Annotated in this window: 19 protein-coding genes; 13 read left to right on the top strand and 6 right to left on the bottom strand. The window is 58.9% G+C overall.

Features of this window, described 5'->3' with window-relative positions; genetic code table 11:
* The first annotated feature begins 7 nt into the window (after nucleotides 1–7).
* Complete coding sequence (locus AACW30_RS04525) at nucleotides 8–445, top strand: YhcB family protein (protein WP_106578642.1); 438 nt, start codon at nucleotides 8–10, stop codon at nucleotides 443–445.
* A gap of 191 nt (nucleotides 446–636) precedes the next feature.
* On the opposite strand, the gene AACW30_RS04520 is transcribed toward AACW30_RS04525, so the two are convergent.
* The 3 genes from AACW30_RS04520 to AACW30_RS04510 form a co-directional block, all read right to left on the bottom strand.
* Nucleotides 637–2,361, bottom strand: a complete 1,725-nt coding sequence (locus tag AACW30_RS04520) for an ABC transporter ATP-binding protein/permease (protein WP_200624364.1) — start codon at nucleotides 2,359–2,361, stop codon at nucleotides 637–639.
* Between the two features lie 99 nt (nucleotides 2,362–2,460).
* On the bottom strand, nucleotides 2,461–3,021 hold the full coding sequence (locus AACW30_RS04515) for a response regulator transcription factor (protein WP_003171731.1): 561 nt from the start codon (nucleotides 3,019–3,021) through the stop codon (nucleotides 2,461–2,463).
* Entirely contained in the window at nucleotides 3,014–4,276 is a 1,263-nt protein-coding gene (locus AACW30_RS04510; protein WP_106578640.1) for an ATP-binding protein, read from the bottom strand. Before AACW30_RS04510 ends, AACW30_RS04515 begins: the two co-directional genes overlap by 8 nt.
* Nucleotides 4,277–4,494: 218 nt before the next feature.
* On the opposite strand from AACW30_RS04510, the gene AACW30_RS04505 reads away from it, so the two are divergent.
* The 11 genes from AACW30_RS04505 (at nucleotide 4,495) to AACW30_RS04455 (ending at nucleotide 19,297) form a co-directional block, all read left to right on the top strand.
* Nucleotides 4,495–5,214, top strand: a complete 720-nt coding sequence (locus AACW30_RS04505) for an SIMPL domain-containing protein (protein WP_200624363.1) — start codon at nucleotides 4,495–4,497, stop codon at nucleotides 5,212–5,214.
* A 90-nt stretch (nucleotides 5,215–5,304) separates the two neighbouring features.
* On the top strand, nucleotides 5,305–6,906 hold the full coding sequence (locus AACW30_RS04500) for an ABC transporter substrate-binding protein (protein ID WP_200624362.1): 1,602 nt from the start codon (nucleotides 5,305–5,307) through the stop codon (nucleotides 6,904–6,906).
* A gap of 258 nt (nucleotides 6,907–7,164) precedes the next feature.
* Nucleotides 7,165–8,793 carry an ABC transporter substrate-binding protein gene (locus AACW30_RS04495; protein WP_106578637.1) on the top strand — a complete coding sequence of 543 codons (1,629 nt, stop codon included), beginning with the start codon at nucleotides 7,165–7,167 and terminating at the stop codon, nucleotides 8,791–8,793.
* A 365-nt stretch (nucleotides 8,794–9,158) separates the two neighbouring features.
* Nucleotides 9,159–10,703, top strand: a complete 1,545-nt coding sequence (locus tag AACW30_RS04490) for an ABC transporter substrate-binding protein (RefSeq protein WP_371924155.1) — start codon at nucleotides 9,159–9,161, stop codon at nucleotides 10,701–10,703.
* A gap of 170 nt (nucleotides 10,704–10,873) precedes the next feature.
* A complete protein-coding gene (locus tag AACW30_RS04485) occupies nucleotides 10,874–12,268 on the top strand; it encodes an OprD family porin (RefSeq protein WP_106578635.1) in 1,395 nt (464 codons plus the stop codon).
* Between the two features lie 80 nt (nucleotides 12,269–12,348).
* Nucleotides 12,349–13,947 carry an ABC transporter substrate-binding protein gene (locus AACW30_RS04480; protein WP_106578634.1) on the top strand — a complete coding sequence of 533 codons (1,599 nt, stop codon included), beginning with the start codon at nucleotides 12,349–12,351 and terminating at the stop codon, nucleotides 13,945–13,947.
* 76 nt (nucleotides 13,948–14,023) lie between these two features.
* Entirely contained in the window at nucleotides 14,024–15,034 is a 1,011-nt protein-coding gene (locus tag AACW30_RS04475) for an ABC transporter permease subunit (RefSeq protein ID WP_106578740.1), read from the top strand.
* 10 nt (nucleotides 15,035–15,044) lie between these two features.
* The gene (locus AACW30_RS04470; protein ID WP_106578633.1) at nucleotides 15,045–15,956 is read left to right on the top strand and encodes an ABC transporter permease subunit; all 912 of its coding nucleotides are present in this window, start codon (nucleotides 15,045–15,047) and stop codon (nucleotides 15,954–15,956) included.
* Between the two features lie 10 nt (nucleotides 15,957–15,966).
* Nucleotides 15,967–16,935: an ABC transporter ATP-binding protein gene (locus AACW30_RS04465; RefSeq protein WP_106578632.1), complete on the top strand. Its 969-nt coding sequence runs from the start codon at nucleotides 15,967–15,969 to the stop codon at nucleotides 16,933–16,935.
* The gene (locus AACW30_RS04460) at nucleotides 16,935–17,906 is read left to right on the top strand and encodes a peptide ABC transporter ATP-binding protein (protein ID WP_106578631.1); all 972 of its coding nucleotides are present in this window, start codon (nucleotides 16,935–16,937) and stop codon (nucleotides 17,904–17,906) included. Before AACW30_RS04465 ends, AACW30_RS04460 begins: the two co-directional genes overlap by 1 nt.
* Nucleotides 17,907–18,160: 254 nt before the next feature.
* The gene (locus AACW30_RS04455) at nucleotides 18,161–19,297 is read left to right on the top strand and encodes a hypothetical protein (protein WP_124416421.1); all 1,137 of its coding nucleotides are present in this window, start codon (nucleotides 18,161–18,163) and stop codon (nucleotides 19,295–19,297) included.
* Between the two features lie 84 nt (nucleotides 19,298–19,381).
* Here AACW30_RS04455 and AACW30_RS04450 read toward each other — a convergent pair whose 3' ends face one another.
* The 3 genes from AACW30_RS04450 to AACW30_RS04440 form a co-directional block, all read right to left on the bottom strand.
* A complete protein-coding gene (locus AACW30_RS04450) occupies nucleotides 19,382–19,642 on the bottom strand; it encodes a hypothetical protein (protein ID WP_106578629.1) in 261 nt (86 codons plus the stop codon).
* Between the two features lie 97 nt (nucleotides 19,643–19,739).
* On the bottom strand, nucleotides 19,740–19,997 hold the full coding sequence (locus AACW30_RS04445; protein ID WP_106578628.1) for a hypothetical protein: 258 nt from the start codon (nucleotides 19,995–19,997) through the stop codon (nucleotides 19,740–19,742).
* A gap of 256 nt (nucleotides 19,998–20,253) precedes the next feature.
* Nucleotides 20,254–21,837: a peptide chain release factor 3 gene (locus tag AACW30_RS04440; protein ID WP_106578627.1), complete on the bottom strand. Its 1,584-nt coding sequence runs from the start codon at nucleotides 21,835–21,837 to the stop codon at nucleotides 20,254–20,256.
* Between the two features lie 332 nt (nucleotides 21,838–22,169).
* Between AACW30_RS04440 and AACW30_RS04435 the strand changes: the two genes are divergently transcribed.
* A complete protein-coding gene (locus tag AACW30_RS04435; RefSeq protein WP_025856261.1) occupies nucleotides 22,170–22,886 on the top strand; it encodes an ABC transporter permease in 717 nt (238 codons plus the stop codon).
* Nucleotides 22,887–22,902 lie beyond the last annotated feature (16 nt).

The raw sequence follows: 22,902 nt of genomic DNA, 5'->3' as shown, positions 1-22,902 counted from the left end.
AGGACTCGTGGAACACTCGCTCTTAGTTTGGTTGTTGCCGACTCTCGCCTTGGTTGCCGGTGTCGCCATTGGATTCCTGGTTGCCCGCCTGCTGCCAAATGCCGCGCCTAACCGCACGCAGCGTCAGCTGGATGACATTCAGGAACGTTTTGACAGTTATCAGAACGAGGTTGTTACCCACTTCAACAGCACCGCGACCCTGGTCAAGAAGCTCACCCAGAGCTACCAGGACGTACAGGATCATCTCGCCGATGGCGCTAACCGCCTGGCCCTCGACGACATCACCCGTCAGCGTCTGCTGGCCGCGCTGCATTCCGATGCACCGCAAGCGCCACGGGAGCGTCTGACGCCTCCGCGGGAAAACCAGGAGCCACCACGGGACTACGCGCCAAAAACGCCGGACGCCCCGGGCATGCTGGATGAGCATTACGGTTTGAAGAAGTAAGTCTTCTCCAAGCAACAAAAAGCCCGGCTGATCGATGATCAGCCGGGCTTTTTGTTGGGCTTCACTTTCCATGACACTGGAGATTCACCGTGGAAGCGGGCTTGCTCGCGAAGGCGGTGGGTGAGTCAGCACATCGCTAACCGACACACCGTATTCGCGAGCAAGCCCGCTCCCACACTGACCGCACGACCTTAAGCCGGTTGCTGCTCCTGCAACAACCCACCGTCAATGCGTACATGCCGCCCATGGAAGCGCTTGAGGCTGCTGCGATGGCCGACGCTGACGATGCTCAGTCCCGGCAACTCGTCAATCAATGCTTGATACAACGTCGCCTCGTCTTCCTCATCCATCGCCGAGGTGGCTTCATCCATGTAAAGCCATTGCGGCGCGAACAACAACGCACGAGCAAACGCCAGACGCTGCTGCTCACCCGGCGAGAGCATGCGTTGCCAGTGATTGGCTTCGTCCAGGCGCGCAACCAGATGCGGCAGGCGGCACGTCTCCAGGACCTGTGCATAACGTTCGGCCGGGTACGCGCTGTCGTCTTGTGGATAACTCAACACAGCCTTCAGCGTGCCAATGGGCAAGTAAGGCTTTTGCGGCAGGAACAGGTAACGCGCAGCCGGCAGGCGAATGCTGCCGTGGCCTGCGGGCCAAAGGTGGCCCATTGCGCGCAGCAGCGTACTCTTGCCGCTACCTGAGCGCCCACTGAGCATCACGCGCTGGCCCGGCTCTACGGTCATGTCGGCGTCGGTCAGCAAGTGACGACCGTCAGCCAAATCCATGCCCAGGTTTTTCACCACCAGGCGCTCGCCCTCGGAGTGCACGTCGATGGCAGGCACACGCTGCTCGTTGTCACTCATGGCCTGATGGAAGCTGAGCAGACGATCGCTGGTCGCGCGCCACGAAGCCAGCTCCGAATACGCGTTGATAAACCAGCTGAAGTTCTCTTGCACGTTGCCGAACGCCGAGTTGATTTGCATCAGCTCGCCCAGCTCGATCTTGCCGGTGAAGTAGCGTGGCGCGGCGACAATGAAGGGAAAGATGATCGCAATCTGGCTGTAGCCAGCGGTGAAAAAGGTCAGGCGCTTGGACACTTTCATGATGTCCCAGAAGTTGTGCCAGACCTTGCCAAAGCGTGCGCTCAGGCGCTGGTTCTCATTCGGCTCGCCGTTGTACAACGCAATGCTTTCGGCGTTCTCGCGCACACGCACCATGGAGAAACGCAGGTCTGCTTCGAAGCGTTGTTGTTGGTTGCTCAGGCCGATCAAACGACGGCCGATCAAGTGGGTCAGCCAGCTACCGACGCCCGCGTAGACCAATGCGCACCAGAACATATAGCCGGGAATGGTGAAGCCAAATACTTCAATGCTGCCCGACACGCCCCACAGGATGATCGAGAACGACACCAGGCTGACCACATTACGCAGCAGGCCCAGACCAAGGCTCAAGGTGCTGGAGGTGAAGTTGTTGAGGTCTTCGGAAATCCGCTGGTCCGGGTTATCGGTGTAACCGCCCTGCTCCAGCTGGTAGTAATTCTTGTTGGCAAGCCAACGAGCGAAATGCTTTTCGGTGAGCCAGGCACGCCAGCGGATCGTCAGCATCTGGGTCAGGTAAAGGCGATAGACCGCGCCGAGAATCGCTACGGCGGCGATCCCGCCGAAATAGCCGATCAACTGCCAGAAGGCGGCGGTGTCCTTCTTTTCCAGCGCGTTGTAGAAGTCTTTATACCAATGGTTGATCCACACGGAGATCGCCACGCTGAACAGCGACAGGCCAATCACTGCAGCCAGCAACAACCAGGCCTTGCCCTTCTCTTCGCTGCGCCAATAGGGCGTGATCATCGCCCAGGTTCGGCGAAAGAAGTGCCCACGCACCGCGTCGTTGACCGCGGAGTACTCAGCGTTCTGATTCATCGTTCAGGCTCGGTAGGAAAAAGTGACAGGCGTTTGAACCGATCATAGACGATCGGTTCAGGGCTCCGTGCAGCCTGAAGCAGATTGTTCAGACTTTGTTCAGCGCCGTACCGGGCGCTTCTGCAGCTTGCGTTGCAGGGTACGCCGGTGCATGCCCAGGGCGCGGGCAGTGGCGGAGATATTGCCTTCATGCTCGGTCAGCACACGCTGGATGTGCTCCCACTGCAGACGGTCCACCGACATCGGGTTTTCCGGCACCAGGGTGTCGAGGTCGGCATGCTCGGAGAGCAACGCGGCCAGCACGTCGTCGGCGTCCGCCGGCTTGCACAAATAATTGCAGGCACCGCGCTTGATGGCCTCGACGGCGGTGGCGATGCTCGAGTAACCGGTGAGGATTACCACACGCATTTCGGGGTCGAGTTCCAGCAACTTGGGCAGCAGCACCAGGCCGGAGTCGCCGTCCATTTTCAGGTCGAGCGCGGCGTAGTCCGGCAAATCGGCCTGGGCGATGGTCAGGCCTTCTTCGGCCGAGCCTGCGGTGCTCACGCGAAAACCACGGCGGCTCATGGCGCGCGCCATCACGCGGGTAAAGGTGGCGTCGTCATCTACCAGCAGCAGGTGCGGCAGTTCTTCGCCTTCGACTTGGATCTCGTCACTCATCGATATCTCCTCGTGCGACACGGGGCAGGCGCAGCTCGGTGAGCGTGCCACCTTCCTCATGACTATAGAGTTTCACTGAGCCGCCCGCGCGGGTCACGCTGGCCTTGCTCAAAAACAGGCCGAGGCCGAAGCCTTTGCCCTTGGTGGTAAAGAAGGGTTTGCCGATCTGCTCGGCAATGGCCAACGGCACGCCCGCGCCGTGGTCACGAATGCTGATGGTCACGTTTTCCGCGTCCCAGTCCAGCTGCACGCCCAACCCTTCAGGGCAGGCATCGGCGGCGTTGTTCAGCAGGTTGAGCAACGCCTGCGTCAGGTCCGGCGGCGGCGCCATGCGCGGCACGCTGCCCTGGCCCAGCAGGTTGAAACGGTAACTGGCTTCGGGGCGCATCAGGTGCCAGCGGTTCAGGGCTTCGTCGAGCCACTGGGTCACGTCCTGCATCTCCACCGCCAGGCGGCGATTGGCCTCGGCGGCGCGTACCAGTTGCTGCAAGGTCTGCTTGCACTGCTTGACCTGTTCCTGCAACACGCTCAGGTCGTCTTGCAGCGCCGGGTCGTGATGGTCCTGGGTCATTTCCTTGAGCAGTACGCTCATGGTCGCCAGCGGTGTGCCCAACTCATGGGCGGCGCCGGCGGCCTGGGTGGCGACGGCCAGCAACTGCTGGTCACGCAGGCCTTCTTCACGGCGAATGGCGCGCAGTTCCTCCTGACGGCGCAGCTCTTCGGCCATGCGCGCGGCGAAAAACGTGATAACCGCAGCAGACAGCGCAAAGCTCAGCCACATCCCGTAGATCTGCAGATTTTCCCGGGCGATAGGGAAGGTCTTGAGGGGGTAAAACTGCGCCAACAGCAAGGTGTACAGCGTCAGCGCGATGCCCGACAGCACCACCGAATAGCGCCATGGCAACGTCACGGCGGCAATGGTCAGCGGCACCAGGTAGTAAGAAACGAACGGGTTGGTGGAACCACCGGAGAAATAAAGCAACACACTGTGGATAAACAGGTCGCACGCCAGTTGCAGGGCGTATTCCAGCTCGGTCACCGGCCACGTGGTGCGCAGCCGAATGGCGGTGAACACACACAGCACGATGGAAAAACCCAGGGTCACGGCCAACTGCAGCCACGGCAGCGGCAGCAGGTCGAACCAATACGCGAGCCCGACGGAGCCGGCCTGTGCGGCCAGTACCAAGGTACGAATGAACGTCAGGCGCCAGAGGTTCTGGCGGGTGGCGGAAGTCAGTTTTACGGCGGCGAGCATGAGCTCTCCCGGTGAGCGCTGCAGGCGGATCGGCAGGAGTATAAACGAAGCAGACCCGCTGGCACGGCGCGTGTGGCTCTTTGACGCAGGCCGGGCAGATGACCGTTCGTCGGCACTCGTCCACTTGTAGCGAATGTGTAAACCCGAAGAACCCGATAGCACCGTCTACAGTCTTACCGAACACGGCTATCCCAACACGACCCTCTCAAGGAGCTTCCATGTCTCGTTTCACTCGCAGTGCAGCTGTCCTCACTCTCAGCGCCAGCGCCCTGGCCAGCCTGCCGGCCATGGCCGCCGATGAACTGCATTACAACCAGATCTCCCTGCGTGCCGAAGTCAGCCAGGAAGTGGCTCGCGACAAGATGATCGTCACCCTTTATACCGAGTCACAAAACACCGACCCGGCCAAGCTCGCCGCCGAAATCACCACCACCCTGAACAAGGCCCTGGGCGAAGCTCGCGAAGTCAAAGGCGTGACCCTGCGCCAGGGCAGCCGCAACAGCTACCCGATCTACGACAACAAGAACCAGAAGATCACCGGCTGGCGCGAGCGTGCCGAACTGCGCCTGGAAAGCGCGGACTTCCCGGCGCTGTCCAAGCTCACCGGCGATTTGCTGAACACCCTGAAAATGGAAAACATGGACTTCGCCATTGCCGACGCCACGCGCAAGTCCAGCGAAGATGCACTGCTTAAAGACGCCGTCGCCGCCTTCAAGGCGCGTGCGCAACTGGCCACCGATGCACTGGGCGGCAAGGGCTACAAGATCGTCAACCTGAACTTCAACACCAATGGCTACCCAATGCCTTACGCCCGCAACGGCGGGATGATGATGATGAAAGCGGCCATGGCGGATTCGGCACCTACCCCGCAAGTGGAAGCCGGCACCAGCCAGGTCAACATGAGCGCAGACGGCGTGATCGAAGTACAGATGCAGTGACCTCTACCTGACAAACCTGAACGGCGGTAACCTCGGTTGCCGCCGTTTTCGTTTGGGCGGCTGTATAGGCCTGCCACTTCAGGAGTTTCCATGGAAAGAACCGCTTTCAAACCGCTACTCCTGGCTGCAAGCCTGCTGGCGTTCATGCCGATGGCCCAGGCGGCCAGCACCCTGGTCTACTGCTCTGAAGCCAGCCCTGCCGGCTTCGACCCCAGTCAGTACACCAGCGGCACCGATTTTGATGCCTCCGCCGAAACCGTGTTCAACCGCTTGACCCAGTTCAAGCGTGGCGGCACCGAAGTCGAACCCGGCCTGGCAACGCGCTGGGAGGTATCCAATGACGGCCTGAGCTACACCTTCCATCTGCGCGATGGCGTCAAGTTCCACACCACCGACTACTTCACCCCTACCCGCGACTTCAATGCGGATGACGTGCTGTTTACCTTCAACCGCCTGCTGGATGCCGACAGCCCATTTCGTAAGGCTTACCCGTCCGAGTCGCCGTACTTCACCGACATGGGGTTGAACACCACGATCAAAAACGTCGAAAAACTCGACGATCACACCGTGCGTTTCAACCTGAATAATGTCGATGCTTCGTTCGTGCAGAACCTGGCCATGAGTTTTGCCTCGGTGCAGTCAGCCGAATACGCCGCCCAGCTGTTGAAAGAGGGCAAGGCTGAAGACATCAACCAGAAACCCGTCGGCACCGGGCCGTTTGTGTTCAAGCGCTACCAGAAAGACTCGCAGATCCGTTACGTCGCCAATAAACAGTATTGGAAACCCGAGGATGTGAAGCTCGACAACCTGGTGTTTGCCATCACTCCGGACGCTGCTTCGCGCCTACAGAAGCTCAAGGCCGGCGAGTGCCAGGTCAGCGGTTACCCACGCCCGGCCGATATCGAGGTGATGAAACAGGACCCCAACCTGCGCGTGCTGCAACAAGCCGGTTTCAACCTGGGCTTTCTTGCTTACAACGTGACTCACCCGCCGCTTGACCAACTCAAAGTGCGCCAGGCCCTGGATATGGCCATCGACAAACCGGCGATTATCAAGGCCGTGTACCAGAGCGCCGGGCAATTGGCGCAGAACGCATTGCCACCCGCACAGTGGTCTTATGACCCCACCATCAAGGACGCGCCCTACGACCCGACCAAGGCGCGGGCGCTACTAAAAGAAGCAGGGGTTGCACCAGGTACCACCATCAATCTTTGGGCGATGACCGTGCAGCGCGCCTCCAATCCAAACGCGCGAATGTCGGCGCAGATGATTCAGCAGGATTGGGAAAAGGTGGGTATCAAAGCCAACATAGTCAGCTACGAATGGGGCGAATACATCAAACGCGCGAAAAATGGCGAACATGACGCGATGATTTACGGCTGGACCGGGGACAACGGCGACCCGGATAACTGGCTCGGCGTGCTCTACAGTTGTGCCGCGGTCAAAGGCAGCAACTACGCCAAATGGTGTAACCCGGCCTACGACAAATTTGTGCAGCAAGCCAAAGTCAGCAGTGACCGCGACCAGCGCATCAAGTGGTATCAACAGGCACAAAAAATCCTTAAGGAACAAGTACCTATAACGCCTATCGCAAACTCGACGGTTTTCCAGCCAATTCGAAAAGAAGTGCAGGACTTCAAGATCAGTCCTTTTGGCCTGACGCCGTTTTATGGTGTCAGTCTAGATAAGTAACAGCTGCGCCCCAACCGAGTGCGCCAGACGCCTCGGTTGGGCTTTTTTGGTGCGTCAAATGCACCGAAAAAACCCTCTATATATATGCATTTATGTACAAACTTTCATAAATGCGACATTCCTGTACGTTCGTACCACTGTTTGGCCCTCACGACGGTTCAGCATCTTGCAATGGGTATGGCCCCTGCATAAGTATCCGCAGGCCGACTCACGAGGTCGCCCTCAACACCAAAAATGACAACAAATCATGAGGCCAACATGCTTAAACACGCAGTCCTTCCGCTTTTAGTTAGCGCTGGCCTTATGGCCGCAGCCCCTTTCGCCCAAGCGGCGACTAACCTGGTGTTCTGCTCCGAAGGGAGCCCGGCCGGTTTTGACCCAGGCCAGTACACCACCGGAACAGACTTCGATGCCTCGGCCGAAACCGTGTTCAACCGCCTGAGCCAATTTGAACGTGGCGGCACCGCCGTTGTTCCTGGCCTGGCCACCAGTTGGGACGTTTCCCCGGATGGCCTGACGTATACCTTCCACCTTCGTGAAGGCGTCAAGTTCCACACCACTCCGTACTTCAAGCCGACTCGTGAATTCAATGCCGATGACGTGCTGTTCACGTTCAATCGCATGATCAACAAGGACGATCCGTTCCGTAAAGCCTATCCAACCGAGTTCCCGTACTTCTCGGACATGGAAATGGACAAGAACATCAAGAACATCGAAAAAGTTGATGACCACACCGTCAAGTTCACCCTTGGCACCGTGGACGCGGCTTTCATCCAGAACCTGGCAATGAGTTTCGCGTCGATCCAGTCGGCCGAATACGCTGCCCAGCTGTTGAAGGAAGGCAAAGCCAGCGACATCAACCAGAAGCCAATCGGCACCGGTCCGTTCGTTTTCAAAAGCTACCAGAAAGACTCCAACATCCGCTTTACCGGCAACAAGGACTACTGGAAGCCTGAAGACGTCAAGGTTGATAACCTGATCTTCTCGATCTCCACTGACGCCTCGGTACGCATTCAAAAACTCAAGAAGAATGAGTGCCAGATCACGGCCTATCCTCGCCCAGCGGACATCAAGCCACTGGAAGCGGACAAGGACATGAAGATGCCGCACCAGGCGGGTTTCAACCTGGGTTATATCGCTTACAACGTCATGCCTGTGCTTAAGGGCCAGACCACGCCAAACCCATTGGCAGACCTGCGCGTTCGCCAGGCGCTGGACATGTCGGTCAACAAGCAGCAGATCATCGACTCCGTGTATCAGGGCGCAGGCCAACTGGCCGTCAATGCCATGCCGCCGACCCAATGGTCGTATGACACCACCATCAAAGACGCCAAGTACGACCCGGCCAAAGCCAAGGAACTGCTCAAGGAAGCCGGTATCAAGGAAGGCACCGAGATCACCTTGTGGGCCATGCCGGTTCAGCGTCCGTACAACCCGAACGCCAAACTGATGGCTGAGATGCTGCAGAGCGACTGGAAACAGATCGGCCTGAAGGTCAACATCGTCAGCTACGAATGGGGCGAGTACATCAAGCGCTCCAAAGGCGGCGAGAACCAGGCGATGATCATCGGCTGGAGCGGTGATAATGGTGACCCGGACAACTGGTTGGGTACCCTCTTTGCCTCCTCGGCCTTGAACGGTAACAACTTCTCCAAGTTCACCAACAAGCAGTATGACGACCTGATCAGTCAGGCCAAGTCGACCACTGATGTGGCCAAGCGCACCGAACTGTACAAGCAGGCGCAACAACTCCTGAAACATGAATTGCCTTACACACCTATCGCGCACTCGACGGTGTATCAACCCATGCGCAACACCGTGCAGGACTTCAAGATCAGCCCGTTTGGCTTGAACTCCTTCTACGGCGTGAGCGTAAGCGGCAAGTAAGGATTAATAACGGCGACGTTTCATAACGTCGCCGTTATTGCATCCGCCTGGACCGTAGGAATCAGACCACCTTTGCAACCGTTACCGTCCTACGGCAACGAACTGCGATAGGTGCGTCTGTTGCCTACAAGGTCAATCCGTTTTGGCGCATTTACTGCGAAGTCCACGGCCCATACCGTCGTACGACAGCAGAGGCACCAATATCGGAAAGGCACCTGCCGTATGTGGGATCAGTGATGTCTCCCAGGCTTCGAGCCTGGGTGATTGCTCGCTGATGACAACTACAAACAAGGATCGGGATCGTCATGCGCCATACCACTGTTCTATCCGCAATTTTTGGCACCAGCCTGCTGGCTGTGGCCACGATGGGCCAAGCCGCCGACAAGAAGAGCCTGGTGTTCTGCTCTGAAGGCAGCCCGGCCGGGTTTGACACCGCGCAGTACACCACCGCCACCGACAACGATGCGGCCGAGCCGCTGTACAACCGCTTGGTTGAGTTCGAAAAAGGCGCGACCAATGTGGTACCTGGGTTGGCAACCAAGTGGGATATTTCCGAAGACGGCCTGACCTACACCTTTCACTTGCGTGAAGGGGTGAAATTCCACAGCAACAAGGAATTCAAGCCGACGCGCGACTTCAACGCCGACGACGTGCTGTTCACCTTCAACCGCATGCTTGACCCCGACCACCCGTTTCGCAAGGCCTACCCCACCGAGTTTCCGTACTTCAACGGGATGAGCCTGAACAAGAACATTGCCAAGGTCGAGAAAACCGACCCGCACACCGTGGTGATGACCTTGAATACGGTCGACGCTGCGTTCGTTCAAAACATCGCCATGAGCTTTGCCTCGATTCTGTCGGCCGAGTACGCCGAGCAGTTGCTCAAGGAAGGCAAGCCCAGCGACATCAACCAGAAGCCGATCGGCACTGGTCCGTTTGTGTTCCAGCGTTATCAGAAAGACTCGCAGATCCGTTACGTGGGTAACAAACAGTACTGGGACCCAAGCCGGGTCAAGCTGGACCAGCTGATCTTCGCCATCAACACCGATGCGTCGGTGCGGGTACAGAAGCTCAAGGCCGGTGAATGCCAGATCACGCTGCACCCGCGCCCGGCCGACGTCGACGCCCTCAAGGCCGACCCGAACCTGCAACTGCTGACCAAACCCGGCTTCAACCTGGGTTACATCGCCTACAACGTGCGCCACAAACCCTTCGACCAGCTCGAAGTGCGTCAGGCGCTGGACATGGCGGTGAACAAGCAAAGCATCCTCAACGCCGTGTACCAGGGCGCCGGCCAACTGGCAGTCAACGCCATGCCGCCGACCCAGTGGTCCTACGACGACACCATCAAGGACGCTGCCTACAACCCGGAAAAAGCCAAGGAATTGCTCAAGGCCGCCGGCGTCAAGGAAGGTACCGAGATCACCCTGTGGGCGATGCCGGTGCAACGGCCTTACAACCCCAATGCCAAGCTGATGGCCGAAATGCTGCAAAGCGATTGGGCCAAGATCGGCCTCAAGGTCAAGATCGTCAGCTACGAATGGGGCGAGTACATCAAGCGCACCAAGAACGGTGAGCACGACATCAGCCTGATCGGCTGGACCGGCGACAACGGTGACCCGGACAACTGGCTGGGCACTCTTTACAGCTGCGACGCCATCGGCGGGAACAACTACTCCATGTGGTGTGACCCGGCGTACGACAAGCTGATCAAGCAAGCCAAGGTCGTGACCGACCGCGAACAAAGGACTGTTCTCTACAAACAGGCGCAGCAACTGCTCAAGCAGCAGGTGCCGATCACGCCCGTCGCCCACTCGACGGTCAACCAGCCGTTAAGCGCCAAAGTCGAAGGTTTTAAAGTGAGCCCCTTCGGCCGCAACGTGTTCTCGGGCGTCAGTATCAACCCATAAAAAAATAACCGGATTGCAGGGAGCGACGTTGGCTCCCTGGCAAACGTGCAGCCTTTTGTTGGGAAATTTCCTAGGGCAAACGTTTGCAAAGGCTTGAACGAGTTACACACCCAATAGCCGGTTCACCTAAAAAGACCGGCATTAAAAAGAGAACCAAAGGAGCTCCACCCATGAAACTGAGCAGCAAAGCGCTTCTGGCCCTGGCCATCAGCAGCATCACGGCGACCGCCTTCGCTGAAACCCAGAGCCAGGACTTCGTTCCGACCACATTGGCCGGCACCAGCGCCCAAAGCGAGGCCAAAGGCTTTATCGACGGTCAAAGCCTGGGCGGTACTACCCGTAACTGGTTTTCCAACGAGCAGCGTTTCCGTGGTAGCAAGTTCACTTACCAGAAGCACGGCGAGGCTCGCACCGACGCCTACCGTACCAACTGGCTGCAAGGCACCATCCTTAACTACTCCTCGGGCTTCACCCAAGGCACTGTTGGGGTAGCAACCGAAGTAGCGGGTTACAACGTCATCGCGCTCGACCAGAGCAAGCGTGACATCAAGGGCGGTTCCAACCGTACCCTGGCCGACTCCGACGGCGATGCCGTAGGCCAGTGGAGCAAACTGGGCCTGGCCAACGTCAAGTTCCGTGTGTCCAACACCACCTTGACCGCCGGTCGCCAGAACTTCAGCAGCGGCATTATCGACACCATCGGCAACCGCGCACTGCCGTCGAGCTTTGAAGGTTTTGCCCTCAACAGCGAAGAGTTCAGCAACCTGTCGTTCCAGGGCGCTTACTTCGACCGCGTGTCGCCACGTACCGAACAGAGCCTGTCGAAATTCCGCAGCGAATACGGCAATGGCCAGGAAGCGGATCACGTCTACACCGCCGGTGTGAACTACCAGCCGTTCAAGAGCCTGAAAACCAGCTTCTTCGGCGCTCAAGTCAAAGACTTCTGGAACCAGTACTACTTCGGCGCAACCCATGAACTGGGTGACAGCCAGCAACTGAGCCTGACCACCGGCCTGAACTACTACAAAACCGTCGACGAAGGCAAAAAGTTGATGGGCAAGATCGACAACGACACTTACTCGCTGTCGCTCGGCCTGACTCACCAGGCTCACAGCCTGACCTTCTCGTACCAGGAAGTGAACGGTAACGAGTACTTCGACTACCTGCACGAAACCAACGGCATCTACCTGGCCAACTCCCTGACGTCCGACTTCAACGGCCCGAACGAGAAATCCTTCCAGATCGCCTACGGCATCAACATGGCCGAATACGGCGTGCCAGGCCTGAAGTTCAACATCTACTCGGCTCGCGGCTGGGGCATCGACGGCACTCACTACACCGGCGACGGCGGCGTGAAAGGCTTTGCTTACAACGGTATCCAGACCCAAGACGGCGAGAAACACCAGGAATACGGCGTAGGTACTTCCTACGCGATTCAAAGCGGCGCACTCAAGGCCACCACCATTCGTGGTACCTACGTGACTCACCGCGCCAGCGCCAACCAGGCTGACGGTAACCTGCGTGAGTTCCGCCTGGTCACCACCATCCCGTTCAACATTCTTTAATTAGCGCCAGGTAAACGGCGGGCTCAGGACGAGCCCGCTGTCTACGCTTGTCTGGTTCACTCGATTGCAGAGGGCTCTGAATGAAAATGCTCCCGTTACAAGCTGCCATTGCCGCTGCGCTATTGAGCGTTGCGATCGGCGTTTCGGCCAAACCGTTGGTGGTCTGCACCGAAGCCAGCCCGGAAGGTTTTGACCCGGTCCTGTACACCACCGCCGTCACCGCTGACGCCGCGGCAGAAACCATGTTCAACCGCCTGGTGGACTTCAAGCCCGGCACCACCGAAGTCGTGCCTGCCCTGGCCAAAGACCTGCCGGAAATCAGCGCCGATGGCCTGACCTACACGTTCCACCTGCGTGACGACATCAAGTTCCACACCACCGATTACTTCAAACCCACGCGCAACATGAATGCCGACGACGTGCTTTGGAGCTTCCAGCGCCAGCTGGACCCGAATCACCCGTGGCACAACAAGTCCAACGTGGGCTACCCGTACTTTGAAAGCATGGGCTTCAAGGAACTGCTCAAGAGCGTAGAGAAGACCGATGACCACACCGTGGTCTTCACCCTGACCCGTCCTGAAGCACCGTTCCTGTCCGACCTGGCCATGGCGTTTTCCTCGATTCACTCCGCCGAATACGCCGACCAGTTGCTCAAGTCCGGCAAGACCGATGACCTGAACGCCAAGCCCATCGGCACCGGCCCGTTCATCTTCAACCGTTACGCCAAAGACGCCCAGGTGCGCTTCAAGGCCAACCCGGACTACTTCCGTGGCAAGCCGCCGGCTGACCCGTTGATCCTGGCCATCACTACCGACAGCAACGTGCGCCTGCAAAAGCTCAAGGCCAACGAATGCCAGATCGCGCTGTACCCCAAGCCCGATGATGTGCCGAGCGCCAAGGCTGATCCGAACCTGAAAGTCGCGGAACTGGCGGCGATGACCACCAGCTACACCGCCTTGAACACCACCCACAAGTACATGAGCGACGCGCGCGTGCGCCACGCGATCAACATCGCGTTCGACAAAAAAGGCTACAACGAGTCCCTGTACGGCAAAGGCAACGCTGTCGACGCCACCGGCCCGTATCCGCCAACGCTGCTGGGCTTTAGCGACAAGCTGAAAAACCCACCGCGCGACCTGGACAAGGCCCGCGCCCTGCTCAAGGAAGCCGGCGTGCCGGAAGGCACTGAGTTCACCCTGTTCACCCGTAACGGCGGCGGCCCGACCAACCCCAACCCGATGCTCGGCGCCCAGCGCATGCAGGCGGATCTGGCGCAGATCGGCCTGAAAGTGAACATCAAGGTCATGGAATGGGGCGAAATGCTCAAGCGCGCCAAAAACGGTGAGCACGACATGGTGTCCGCCGGTTGGGCGGGGGATAACGGGGACCCGGATAACTTCCTCACACCAAACCTGAGTTGCGATGCAGCCAAAAACGGCGAAAACTACGCCCGCTGGTGTAACAAAGAGTTTCAAGACTTGATCGACAAGGCGCGCGCTATCGCTGAACCGGCCCAGCGCGCTGCACTCTATGAACAAGCACTGGACGTTTTCGAGAAGGATCAACCGTGGATTCCCATGGCTTACCCGAAAATGTTCACCGCCATGCGCAAAAACGTCGAGGGTTATACCCAAAGCCCTCTGACGACCAATAACTTCGCCACCACCCAGGTGAAGTAATAAGAGAAGACGCTCGGCACCGTCGCCATTGACGGTGCCGAACCTGCCTAACCGGCTGATTGAGGTACACAACAAGATGTTTAGTTTTATTGCCCGCCGATTGGGGTTATTGATCCCCACGTTTTTCGGCATCACGTTGCTGACGTTTGCGTTGATTCGCATGATCCCCGGCGACCCTGTCGAAGTCATGATGGGCGAACGACGAGTCGACCCCGAGATGCACGCACAGGCAATGGAACGCCTCGGCCTTAACAAGCCGCTGTACGCGCAATACCTGGACTACGTAGGCAAACTCGCCCACGGCGACCTCGGTGAGTCACTGCGCACGCGCACCAGCGTGTGGACCGAATTCACCGCCCTCTTCCCTGCGACCCTGGAACTGTCCATGGCCGCCCTGTTGTTCGCCGGTGTCCTGGGCCTGTTGGCCGGGGTGATCGCGGCCTTGAAACGAGGATCCCTGTTCGACCATGGGGTGATGGGCATCTCCCTCGCGGGATATTCGATGCCGATCTTCTGGTGGGGCCTGATCCTGATCATGTTCTTCTCGGTCAGCCTGGGCTGGACCCCGGTTTCCGGGCGTATCGACCTGCTCTACGACATCGAGCCGCGCACCGGCTTCATGCTGATCGACACGCTGCTGGCTGACGAGCCCGATGCGTTCTTCGACGCCCTGCACCACTTGATCCTGCCGGCCATCGTGCTCGGCACCATCCCGCTGGCGGTGATCGCGCGGATGACCCGTTCGTCGATGCTCGAAGTCCTGCGCGAAGACTACATCCGTACCGCCAAGGCCAAAGGCCTGTCGCCGGCGCGCGTGGTATTTGTCCACGGCCTGCGTAATGCGCTGATCCCGGTACTCACCGTGGTCGGCCTGCAAGTGGGCACGCTGCTGGCCGGTGCGGTCCTGACCGAAACCATCTTCTCGTGGCCCGGCATCGGCAAATGGCTGATCGAAGCCATTGGCGCTCGGGACTATCCCGTGGTGCAAAACGGCATCCTGTTAATCGCCTGCCTGGTGATTCTGGTGAACTTCGTGGTGGATATCCTCTACGGCTTCGCCAACCCACGCATCCGTCACCAGCGCTGAGATCATGACCATGACCACACCTACTTCCGCGGTAGCAGTCGATCAAAGCCTGCTGTACCCGTCCCCGTACAAAGAATTCTGGCAAGCCTTTTCCAAGAACAAAGGCGCCGTTGCCGGCCTGCTGTTCATGTTGCTGGTGGTGTTTTGCGCGATCTTCGCCCCTTGGGTTGCGCCGCATAACCCAAGCGAGCAATACCGCGACTTCCTGCTCACCCCTCCAGCCTGGCTGGAAGGCGGGCAGATGCAGTTCCTGCTCGGCACCGACGAACTGGGCCGTGACCTGCTCTCGCGCCTGATCCAGGGTTCGCGCCTGTCCTTGCTGATCGGCTTGTCGTCGGTCGTGATGTCGCTGATCCCGGGCATCCTGCTGGGCCTGTTCGCCGGGTTCTTCCCGCGCATGCTCGGCCCAACCATCATGCGCTTGATGGACATCATGCTGGCCCTGCCGTCGCTGCTGCTGGCTGTCGCCATTGTCGCAATCCTCGGCCCTGGCCTGATCAACACCGTGATCGCCATTGCGATCGTGTCGCTGCCCTCGTATGTGCGTCTGACCCGTGCTGCGGTGATGGGCGAGCTGAACCGCGACTACGTAACGGCCGCCCGCCTCGCTGGTGCCGGCCTGCCACGCCTGATGTTCATCACCGTGCTGCCCAACTGCATGGCGCCGCTGATCGTACAGGCGACCTTGAGCTTCTCCTCGGCGATTCTCGATGCCGCGGCCCTGGGCTTCCTTGGCCTTGGAGTACAACCGCCAACCCCTGAGTGGGGCACCATGCTGGCTTCGGCCCGTGACTACATCGAACGCGCCTGGTGGGTCGTGAGCCTGCCGGGTTTGACCATTTTGCTCAGCGTGCTGGCAATCAACTTGATGGGTGACGGCCTGCGCGATGCGCTGGACCCGAAACTCAAGAACGCCGCCTGAGGAGATTCCCATGTCACTGTTAGAAATCAAGAATCTCAACGTACGCTTCGGCGACGCGACCGCCGTGCCGGTGGTCGATGGCCTCGACATTTCGGTCGACAAAGGCGAAGTACTGGCGATCGTTGGCGAGTCGGGCTCGGGTAAATCCGTGACCATGATGGCGCTGATGGGCCTGATCGAGCACCCCGGCATCGTCACCGCCGACGCCCTGAACTTTGATGGCAAAGACATGCTCAAGCTGAGCAACCGTCAGCGCCGCCAAATCGTCGGCAAAGACCTGGCGATGGTGTTCCAGGACCCGATGACCGCGCTGAACCCCAGCTACACCGTGGGTTTCCAGATCGAAGAAGTGCTGCGCCTGCACCTGAAAATGTCCGGCAAGCAAGCGCGCAAACGTGCGATCGAACTGCTCGAAAAAGTGGAAATTCCGGGCGCGGCCAGCCGTATGGATGCCTACCCGCACCAACTGTCCGGTGGTATGAGCCAGCGTGTCGCAATCGCCATGGCAATTGCCGGCGAGCCGAAACTGCTGATCGCTGACGAACCGACCACTGCGCTGGACGTGACCATTCAGGCGCAGATCATGGAGCTGCTGCTGGCCCTGCAGAAAGAGCAGAACATGGGCCTGGTGCTGATCACCCACGACCTGGCCGTGGTGGCTGAAACCGCACAGCGCGTGTGCGTGATGTACGCCGGCCAGGCCGTGGAAGTTGGCCAGGTGCCGCAGCTGTTCGACATCCCGGCGCACCCGTACAGCGAAGCGCTGCTCAAGGCGATCCCCGAGCACAGCCTGGGCGCCACGCGCCTGGCCACGCTGCCGGGTATTGTTCCCGGTCGTTATGACCGCCCGCAGGGTTGCCTGCTGTCGCCACGTTGCCCGTATGTGCAGGAATCCTGCCGTGCCCAGCGGCCTGGCCTTGACCCGAAAAGCAACAGCCTCGCGCGCTGCTTCTACCCCTTGAACCAGGAGGTGGCGTAATGGCCGTCGTTCTTACCGCCCGCGACCTGACCCGTCACTACGAAGTCTCCCGTGGCCTGTTCAAGGGCCACGCGCTGGTACGCGCGCTTAATGGTGTGTCGTTTGAACTGGAAGCCGGCAAGACCCTCGCCGTAGTAGGCGAGTCGGGTTGCGGCAAATCCACCCTGGCCCGCGCGCTGACGCTGATTGAAGAGCCGTCGTCCGGCTCGTTGAAAATCGCCGGCCAGGAAGTCGCCGGTGCCGACAAGGCCCAGCGCAAGCAATTGCGCAAAGACGTGCAGATGGTGTTCCAGAGCCCGTACGCCTCGCTGAACCCTCGGCAGAAAGTCGGTGATCAACTCGGCGAGCCGCTGTTGATCAACACCAACCTGTCCGCCGCCGAACGCCGCGAAAAAGTGCAGGCGATGATGAAGCAAGTGGGCCTGCGCCCCGAGCATTATCAGCGCTATCCGCACATGTTCTCCGGTGGCCAGCGCCAGCGTATTGCCCTGGCACGCGCCATGATGCTGCAACCTAAAGTGCTGGTGGCGGATGAACCGACCTCGGCACTCGACGTATCGATCCAGGCCCAGGTACTTAACCTGTTCATGGACCTGCAACAGGAATTCAACACCGCCTACGTGTTCATTTCCCACAACTTGGCAGTGGTGCAACACGTTGCCGACGACGTGATGGTGATGTACCTAGGCCGCCCGGTGGAAGTGGGCCCCAAGGAAGACATCTACGCTCGTCCGCTGCACCCGTACACCCAGGCGCTGCTGTCGGCCACCCCGACCATCCACCCAGACCCGAACAAGCCGAAGATCAAGATCGTCGGCGAACTGCCCAACCCGCTGAACCCGCCATCTGGCTGCGCGTTCCACAAGCGCTGCCCGTACGCGACAGCACGTTGCAGCAGCGAGGAGCCGCTGTTGCGGCCGCTGGATAACCGCCAAGTGGCTTGCCACTACGCGGAGCAGTTCGTGGCCTGAGCCTGCGTGCAACAAAAATGCCCTGGCGATAACGCCAGGGCATGACAGGTGTTCTACAAGCCCTTCCCATCAGGTTGCGCATCAGCCTGTTGGGAGGGGCTTTTTTTTGGCTGATCACCACCCGCATTTGATCAACAAATCCCCTTCAGTATTCGAAACCAATCTAACTGCCTGTCAGTTCTCACAGTAGCCAGCCACGGCCTTTTGCATTGTTATGAGCTCACCCCCTTTATCCAATGGACGGGTAATCGCTCATGACAACATTCACTGTTTTTTTCTGCGGCACTGGCTCAACCAAGTTTGACGATACTCACGCCAGTTATTGGAACGGTGAGTTGATTTCCACGCTGGCGCAAAACACTCAAAGCGTCAGTAAGGAGTTTGCCGAATGGATCGTTATCGACGGCCCCGGCAGCGGCAACTTGCAAGCCGATGAAATGTTCTCCGAGTCTGGCAATTATCTTCAATTAAAGGGCACCGCCCTGGGCTCTGGCTGGGAAGAAAATGTGGCTCACGCGGTTAACATCATGAAGGGCACGTTTACCTGGCAGCGCGAAAAACTGACTGAGGAAAACTACACCCAACTGCAAAAAGCCGGCATTCCAATTGAAGACGTCAAAGTCACCGGCAGTTGGTATTGGCGCACTTACGATTACGGTACGCGCAAAGTAACGCAGCAACAGTTGCAAGAGCAGATCATCAAGACCTTTCGAAAAGACGGGATCATTCCCACGCGCGTCAACCTGGTCGGTTGGAGCCGCGGCGGGATCAGCTGCCACATGCTGGCCAACGCCATGCTCAATGACAGCGTCTTGAAGAATGTGCCGGTCAATATCTTCGCTGTCGACCCGGTTCCCGGGCTCTTGAACTTCCAGAGCAGTCGAGTAACGCTCGGCAGCAACGTTAAAGAGTACGTCGGTTTTTACGCCAGGGACGAGCGATCCTCCGGATTCGCGTGTGTCGTACCCGCCTTTGATACAAACACCCATGTTCATATCTATCCAATGCCCGGGCGCCACGCGACCTTGGTGGGTAATGCAGCCCCCGACGGAAACCAGGGTGCAAAGGTATATGCCGAACCCGGCGAGATTGTTCGTCACTTTGCAGAAACTTGCCTGACGCGATGGGGGGTGCGCCTGGAAAAGAAACTCAACCTCACGCCCGGCCAGATTAATGACCGTCTTACCAAAATGAATAATGATTTGAGCGGGTACGTGGCGATGCGAAATACGGTCTACACCACCCGTACGTCCACAGCCGGTGAGCGCAGCATTACCAAGGGCAGCAGTGATATGAAATTCACCGCAGCGAGCAGTACCGATTACCTGCCAGGACAGGGACTTTCAATAGACAAGATAGTGAACAGCGACTACTTCAACGATATCGCATGATTCAAAGGGGGGCGGGTTTAACGGTATACAGCCCTCCCGTCAGGCGGTGCATACCTGACGGGTGGGACTGTACTTCAGGCCGACTCAGGTATCGCTGTCACCTTGATCGCTATCATCGTCATCCGGGGCTTGCTGGTCGTCATCATCCTTGGAACCGCCTTGGTCCTCATCGCCTGGCTCGGCTTCCGACTTGGCCAGTTGCAGTCCCTTGCCCTGCGCTGTCTGCACCGCCGAAAAGCCCGTCTGACTGCCCTGCACCGGGTTATGCGCCCAGGCCGTCGACATCCCCAACGACAACAGCACCAGCACTTTTATCAACAGCACTACACGTTGAAAAATACTCATGGTCGATTTCCGTCCAGTCAGTAGATGAATCCTGCACGACAGCGTTTTACCGTCGCCAGGTTAGAAGCTAGTCCCAATGCCGGGTTTGCGCCAGGCTTCAGGTGTCGCCATCGTCGTAGGTGTCGCTGTCCTCGCCTTCGTTATAGGGGTTTTCCGCATCCTCCTTGGGCGCGGGCTGGGCTTGGGGTTGCCAACTGCCGGAGTTGACCTCGTTCTGCTTTTTCTTGGTCACCGGGCCGGTGTCTTTCCATTGGGGCGTGCCGGTGTCGGCCAACGCCGAGGTGCATGCCAAGGCGGTGGACACACCCAGGGTGCCAAAAAGCACCAACCAGATAGCCCGTTGAGTTATACGCAAGGTAGCCTCCAGATCCGTCGGTGAATGGGTGAATTATTTGAAACGCTAGACCGGATGCGGATATCTCGCCAATTCATCGCCTTGTGGAGATCAAAATGTGGGAGTGGGCTTGCTCGCGAATGCGGAGTGTCAGTCACTGAATATGTTGACTGATACACCGCATTCGCGAGCAAGCCCGCTCCCACACTTAGAATATCGGCGCCCACAAAAAAGGGCGAAGCCATGACAGCTTCGCCCTTTTTGTGCCGCTCAGACCTTAATGGTGCTCACGGGTCGCGCGGAATTTCACATCCGGCCAGCGCTCTTCCATCAACGCCAGGTTCACCCGGGTCGGGGCCAGGTAGGTCAGGTGACCACCGCCGTCCACTGCCAGGTTTTCCACAGCCTTGTTGGAGAACTCTTCCAGCTTCTTCTTATCGCTGCAATCGATCCAGCGCGCGGAGTACACGGTGATTGGCTCGTAGGAGCATTCGACCTTGTATTCCTCTTTCAGGCGGCTGGCGACCACATCGAACTGCAGCACGCCGACGGCACCGAGGATGATGTCGTTGCTGCGCTCGGGGAAGAACACCTGGGTGGCGCCCTCTTCCGCCAGTTGCTGCAGGCCCTGGCGCAGTTGCTTGGATTTGAGCGGGTCGCGCAGGCGTACGCGGCGGAACAGTTCCGGGGCGAAGTGCGGGATACCGGTGAAGCCCAGCACTTCGCCCTCGGTGAAGGTGTCGCCGATCTGGATGGTGCCGTGGTTATGCAAGCCAATGATGTCGCCGGCGTAGGCTTCTTCGAGCTGTTCACGCTCGGAGGAGAAGAACGTCAGGGCATCGCCGATGCGCAGGTCCTTGCCGGTGCGCACGTGGCGCATCTTCATGCCTTTTTCGTATTTGCCGGAGCAGATACGCATGAAGGCGATACGGTCGCGGTGCTTGGGGTCCATGTTCGCCTGGATCTTGAACACAAAGCCGGTGAATTTTTCTTCAACCGGTTCCACCGTGCGCTCATTGGCAACCCGGGCCAGAGGTTTCGGCGCCCAGTTCACGACGGCGTCGAGTACGTGGTCGACACCGAAGTTGCCCAACGCAGTACCGAAGAACACCGGCGTCAGTTGGCCGTCGAGGAATTCCTGCTGGTTGAACGCGTGGCAGGCGCCCTGCACCAGTTCCAGTTGATCGACGAAGCGGTCGTACTCGTCACCCAGGTGGGCGCGGGCTTCGTCGGAGTCGAGCTTCTCGATGATCTTGACGTCGGTGCGCTCGTGGCCGTGGCCGGCGGTGTAGACAATGATGTAGTCGTCGGCCAGGTGGTACACACCCTTGAAGTCGCGGTAGCAACCGATTGGCCAGGTGATCGGCGCAGCCTTGATCTTCAGGACGGCTTCGATTTCATCGAGCAACTCGATCGGGTCGCGGATATCGCGGTCGAGTTTGTTGATGAAGCTGACGATCGGCGTGTCTCGCAGGCGGCAAACGTCCATCAGCGCGATGGTACGTGGCTCAACGCCCTTACCGCCGTCGAGGACCATCAAGGCCGAGTCCACCGCCGTCAGGGTGCGGTAGGTATCTTCGGAGAAGTCTTCGTGGCCCGGGGTGTCGAGCAGGTTGACCATGTGGTCGCGATACGGGAACTGCATGACCGACGTGGTAATGGAAATACCCCGTTGTTTTTCCATTTCCATCCAGTCGGAGGTGGCATGGCGGTCCGATTTGCGGGATTTCACCGTGCCGGCCACTGCGATTGCCTTGCCCATCAGCAGGAGCTTCTCGGTGATGGTGGTTTTACCGGCATCGGGGTGGGAAATAATGGCGAAAGTGCGGCGTTTCGCGACTTCGGCGGCCTGGTGGGTCATGGGAAATCGCCTGGCAGGTGAGTCAAAAAAGGGCGGCGAGTATAGCGCAAACCCAGGGAGCCAGACCACCGTTCACCCGATTGGGGGTGGCTAAATGCTGCCAAGTGTGGAACCTTTTAAAAGGTAGAGACGTCCACTCCCCTGCTATCGCACTCGTACCAGGGGCTGAAAAATCAGCAAGTTAGCCTGACGAGGCTGCGCTCATGGCTTGACCTCATGTCGTCTAACCGGCATTGGCAAGCTGCATTTCGCGACCACATTCGCCGACAGCCAGGAATGGCATTGCCGCTCGGAAATGTGGACGCCGACAGAAGAAAAAAAGGAGTCCGCCTGTGGCTATTCGCTATGGCAAAGGGCTGATAGGAGGAGCGGTTGTCGTCGCTCTCCTGGCCCTGCTGGTCCACTGGATCGGCATCAACACGATCGAACTGTACCGCGACGATTTGTTGTTTTACCTGCAAGCACACCTGATCCTCGTTCTTGTCTCCATGCTGGCCGCCCTCGTTGTAGGCATCCCCGCCGGTATCCTGCTCAGCCGACCGAACATGGTCGGGCGCGCAGAACGCTTCATGCAGATCTTCAACATCGGCAACACCGTCCCGCCCCTGGCCGTACTGGCCATCGCCCTCGGCGTCCTCGGCATCGGCAGTGGCCCGGCCATCTTCGCGTTGTTCCTCGCCTCGTTGCTGCCCATTGTGCGCAACACCTACGAAGGCCTCAAAAACGTTCAAGGCTCGTTGAAAGAAGCCGCCACCGGCATCGGCATGACGCCGCGCCAGGTGCTGTTTCGCGTGGAATTGCCCAACGCCGTGCCGATCATCATCGGCGGTGTGCGCGTGGCCCTGGCGATCAACGTCGGCACCGCACCGCTGGCGTTCCTGATCGGTGCCAACAGCCTGGGCAGCCTGATCTTCCCCGGCATCGCCCTGAACAATCAGCCGCAACTGCTGCTCGGCGCCGCGTGCACCGCGCTGCTGGCATTGCTGCTTGACGGTCTGGTGACCATGGCCAGCCGCCTCTGGCTGGAACGCGGGTTGCGTCCGTCTTAAGGCTTGGCAAAGGAAT

It is taken from the genome of Pseudomonas sp. MF6747, assembly GCF_963890955.1.
In the GTDB taxonomy this organism is placed as follows: Bacteria; Pseudomonadota; Gammaproteobacteria; order Pseudomonadales; family Pseudomonadaceae; genus Aquipseudomonas.
Note: the sequence above shows the minus strand (reverse complement) of the source record. Positions and strands in the feature narration are given on the sequence as shown.

Bases quoted from the DNA above. Each gene is read 5' to 3' on its own strand.
- AACW30_RS04520 (WP_200624364.1), bottom strand. From the start codon at position 2,361: ATGAATCAGAACGCTGAGTACTCCGCGGTCAACGACGCGGTGCGTGGG.
- AACW30_RS04515 (WP_003171731.1), bottom strand. From the start codon at position 3,021: ATGAGTGACGAGATCCAAGTCGAAGGCGAAGAACTGCCGCACCTGCTG.
- AACW30_RS04510 (WP_106578640.1), bottom strand. From the start codon at position 4,276: ATGCTCGCCGCCGTAAAACTGACTTCCGCCACCCGCCAGAACCTCTGG.
- AACW30_RS04505 (WP_200624363.1), top strand. From the start codon at position 4,495: ATGTCTCGTTTCACTCGCAGTGCAGCTGTCCTCACTCTCAGCGCCAGC.
- AACW30_RS04500 (WP_200624362.1), top strand. From the start codon at position 5,305: ATGGAAAGAACCGCTTTCAAACCGCTACTCCTGGCTGCAAGCCTGCTG.
- AACW30_RS04495 (WP_106578637.1), top strand. From the start codon at position 7,165: ATGCTTAAACACGCAGTCCTTCCGCTTTTAGTTAGCGCTGGCCTTATG.
- AACW30_RS04490 (WP_371924155.1), top strand. From the start codon at position 9,159: ATGGGCCAAGCCGCCGACAAGAAGAGCCTGGTGTTCTGCTCTGAAGGC.
- AACW30_RS04485 (WP_106578635.1), top strand. From the start codon at position 10,874: ATGAAACTGAGCAGCAAAGCGCTTCTGGCCCTGGCCATCAGCAGCATC.
- AACW30_RS04480 (WP_106578634.1), top strand. From the start codon at position 12,349: ATGAAAATGCTCCCGTTACAAGCTGCCATTGCCGCTGCGCTATTGAGC.
- AACW30_RS04475 (WP_106578740.1), top strand. From the start codon at position 14,024: ATGTTTAGTTTTATTGCCCGCCGATTGGGGTTATTGATCCCCACGTTT.
- AACW30_RS04470 (WP_106578633.1), top strand. From the start codon at position 15,045: ATGACCACACCTACTTCCGCGGTAGCAGTCGATCAAAGCCTGCTGTAC.
- AACW30_RS04465 (WP_106578632.1), top strand. From the start codon at position 15,967: ATGTCACTGTTAGAAATCAAGAATCTCAACGTACGCTTCGGCGACGCG.
- AACW30_RS04460 (WP_106578631.1), top strand. From the start codon at position 16,935: ATGGCCGTCGTTCTTACCGCCCGCGACCTGACCCGTCACTACGAAGTC.
- AACW30_RS04455 (WP_124416421.1), top strand. From the start codon at position 18,161: ATGACAACATTCACTGTTTTTTTCTGCGGCACTGGCTCAACCAAGTTT.
- AACW30_RS04450 (WP_106578629.1), bottom strand. From the start codon at position 19,642: ATGAGTATTTTTCAACGTGTAGTGCTGTTGATAAAAGTGCTGGTGCTG.
- AACW30_RS04440 (WP_106578627.1), bottom strand. From the start codon at position 21,837: ATGACCCACCAGGCCGCCGAAGTCGCGAAACGCCGCACTTTCGCCATT.